At 66.2% G+C, this 2,177-nt stretch carries 6 protein-coding genes; 5 read left to right on the top strand and 1 reads right to left on the bottom strand.

Annotated features, from left to right (window positions below; translation table 11 throughout):
* Positions 1-94 precede the first annotated feature (94 nt).
* The 5 genes from FCI23_RS55315 (at position 95) to FCI23_RS64570 (ending at position 1,880) form a co-directional block, all read left to right on the top strand.
* On the top strand, positions 95-427 hold the full coding sequence (locus FCI23_RS55315) for an integrase core domain-containing protein (protein WP_136731708.1): 333 nt from the start codon (positions 95-97) through the stop codon (positions 425-427).
* Between the two features lie 33 nt (positions 428-460).
* Complete coding sequence (locus tag FCI23_RS62210) at positions 461-601, top strand: SsgA family sporulation/cell division regulator (protein ID WP_407646173.1); 141 nt, start codon at positions 461-463, stop codon at positions 599-601.
* Positions 598-753, top strand: a complete 156-nt coding sequence (locus tag FCI23_RS62215) for a hypothetical protein (RefSeq protein ID WP_246144942.1) — start codon at positions 598-600, stop codon at positions 751-753. The genes FCI23_RS62210 and FCI23_RS62215 overlap by 4 nt, the downstream gene beginning before the upstream one ends.
* 444 nt (positions 754-1,197) lie before the next feature.
* Positions 1,198-1,365 carry a hypothetical protein gene (locus FCI23_RS62220; protein ID WP_246144943.1) on the top strand — a complete coding sequence of 56 codons (168 nt, stop codon included), beginning with the start codon at positions 1,198-1,200 and terminating at the stop codon, positions 1,363-1,365.
* Complete coding sequence (locus tag FCI23_RS64570; protein WP_407646172.1) at positions 1,332-1,880, top strand: aquaporin; 549 nt, start codon at positions 1,332-1,334, stop codon at positions 1,878-1,880. The genes FCI23_RS62220 and FCI23_RS64570 overlap by 34 nt, the downstream gene beginning before the upstream one ends.
* On the opposite strand, the gene FCI23_RS55335 is transcribed toward FCI23_RS64570, so the two are convergent.
* A complete protein-coding gene (locus FCI23_RS55335) occupies positions 1,807-1,977 on the bottom strand; it encodes a hydrophobic protein (protein ID WP_136731710.1) in 171 nt (56 codons plus the stop codon). The two genes, FCI23_RS64570 and FCI23_RS55335, sit on opposite strands and share 74 nt — an antisense overlap.
* Positions 1,978-2,177 lie beyond the last annotated feature (200 nt).

Below are 2,177 nucleotides of genomic sequence, written 5' to 3' on the forward strand. Positions count from 1 at the left end.
GCCACCGTCCTCAACAACCGCCCCCGCAAGACCCTCGGATGGAGGACCCCCGACGAGGTCTTCAACGAGCATCTATGATCTCTGACAAGCAGTGTTGCGACGACCTATTGAACTCGGGGAGTACACCAGTGAGGCGTTCAACAGCCTCTGCGCCAGGTTGGGTGTGGTGCAGTCCATGGGGCGGGTGGGATCGGCGCTGGACAACGCGGCCGCGGAGTCGTTCAACTCGCTGATCAAGGTCGAGTACATCCACCGGCACCAGTTCGCCACCCGCAGCGAGGCCCGGCTGCGGATCGCCACCTGGATCACGGACTTCTACAACCCGCGCCGCCGGCACAGCGCCGCCGCCGGACTGGCACCCATCGAGTTCGAACGCACCATCAGAGAAGCACGCGCCAACCACCAACAACACGGTCAGGCCGCATAGAGAAGGCCTCTACGAAACCAGGGGATTGACAACCTGACCTTCCCCTCTTCCGTCTCCCTCGACGGAACTGACATCACCTGGACCTTCGCCCGCAACCTCCTCGCCGCCGGCCTCCGGGCCCCCTCCGGCGACGGCGATGTCCACATCTGGCTTACGACCCCGCCCACACCGTGATCGAACTGCGCGGGCGAGAAGGCATCGCCCTCATCGACCTCGTCACGGGCGACCTGCGCAACTTCCGCCGCGCCTACGAAGCCGTCCCCGCCAGCGAGGAGGTCCACCTTCTCGACGTCGACGCCGCGCTCGACACGCTGCTGGACTGGTAGATCTCTCGTGCCACGTAGCGTTTGGGGCAGCGGACGGCTTCCCGGCGTGTCTTGCCCTCGTCGATGCGGTTGTTCCAGCACTGGCGGCCGCGTCCGGTCCCGACCCACACGAGTAGCCGCGGACGAGCAACCCTGGAGACGTGGCCCACATCCGCTTCTGCGCCTCCTGCGGGGGTTCGCGGAGAACGTGGGTGAGGTCCCGACGCCGGCGGGGGCATACGTGGCGGTCAGGCAGCGGCGTGGTCGCCCCCAGACCGGGTAGGCCATTGGTGTCGGTGTTCGGGCGGGTGAGGCGGTGGTCGGGTGAGCACAGCTTTGTCGAAGCGGGAACGGCAGATTCTGTCTGGTATCGAATGCGGCCTGAGCCGTGACCGGCGGCTGGAGCGGTGCTTGCGCACCTGGCGCATCGGAGGACTTCGGGGTGTGGAGGACAGCGTGTGGGCCATGGCAGTCCTGACCGCCGTGCTGGTAGCTGTGGCGGTGGCCGCGGTGGTGGTGGCCACCAGCGGGAAACGGACCGCCCTGGTCCTGCCGGCCCTCGTGGCGGGCACGGCCGCGGTACTGGCAGCGGTCCGCTGGTGCGAACTGCGCCGGGGCCGTCGGCTCGGCTGAGCGGCTGGGATCAGCGCCCGGGCTCGGCTCGTCTTACCGTGATCCAGGCTTTCGTCATCGAAGCTGTTCTCAGCCTCGGGCTCGTCAGCACGATCCTGGGTACGGCCTCCAGCGCACAAAACGTGGGGCCGCTGTCCGCGATCGGCGTCGGCGCCTACATCGTGGTGGCGGGTCTGTGGGCCAGCCCGGTCGGCGGGGCCTCCATGAACCCGGCCCGCTCGCTGGGACCAGTCGCCGGATGCTGGGACGGGCGGACAGGAGGTTCACGCGGATTCCTCGCGCGTGTCAGGCTCCGCCCCGGCAAGATGTGCCTATCCCGCAGAATTGGCCGTGATCCCTCCACTGCATTGCCCCGGTCACCGGCTGCCCCGTTTGCTTGCACGTCATGGGCTCTGCCGGAATTCCGGCAGGGCCATGAGGGATGGGGATGGTCGTGTCAAGTCACCATCGGTACCACCGACCGCGGCCACCGCCGGAGTTGGTGGAGCGCACGGCGAAGCCGACGAGCCAGATGACCAGGACAGCGACGGCGACCCACCAAAGAATCTTGATGGCGAATCCGGCACCGAAGAGGATCAGGGCGAGAAGCAGAACGAGTAGCAGGGGAAACATAGTTAACGACCTCCTGGACAGTGGACAGCGTGTGCCCTGCTATGCCTTCTTCACTCCCCCCTGTACCTCGTTTGCCCTCCCTGTCAGACTCTCATGAGACATGAGGACAATCGAGTCTTCTGTTGTTAGTGGGGCGAGAACAGGATCTTCTGAGCGTGACGCTGAGCAATGCCGATCTCCTGGCCGATGTGGCCGATGAT

The sequence above is a fragment of the Actinacidiphila oryziradicis genome, assembly GCF_005047355.1.
Classification (GTDB): Bacteria; Actinomycetota; Actinomycetes; order Streptomycetales; family Streptomycetaceae; genus Actinacidiphila; species Actinacidiphila oryziradicis.

Coding starts and splice junctions, on each gene's coding strand:
- FCI23_RS55335 (WP_136731710.1), bottom strand. CDS start 1,977: ATGTTTCCCCTGCTACTCGTTCTGCTTCTCGCCCTGATCCTCTTCGGT.
- FCI23_RS62220 (WP_246144943.1), top strand. CDS start 1,198: ATGGCAGTCCTGACCGCCGTGCTGGTAGCTGTGGCGGTGGCCGCGGTG.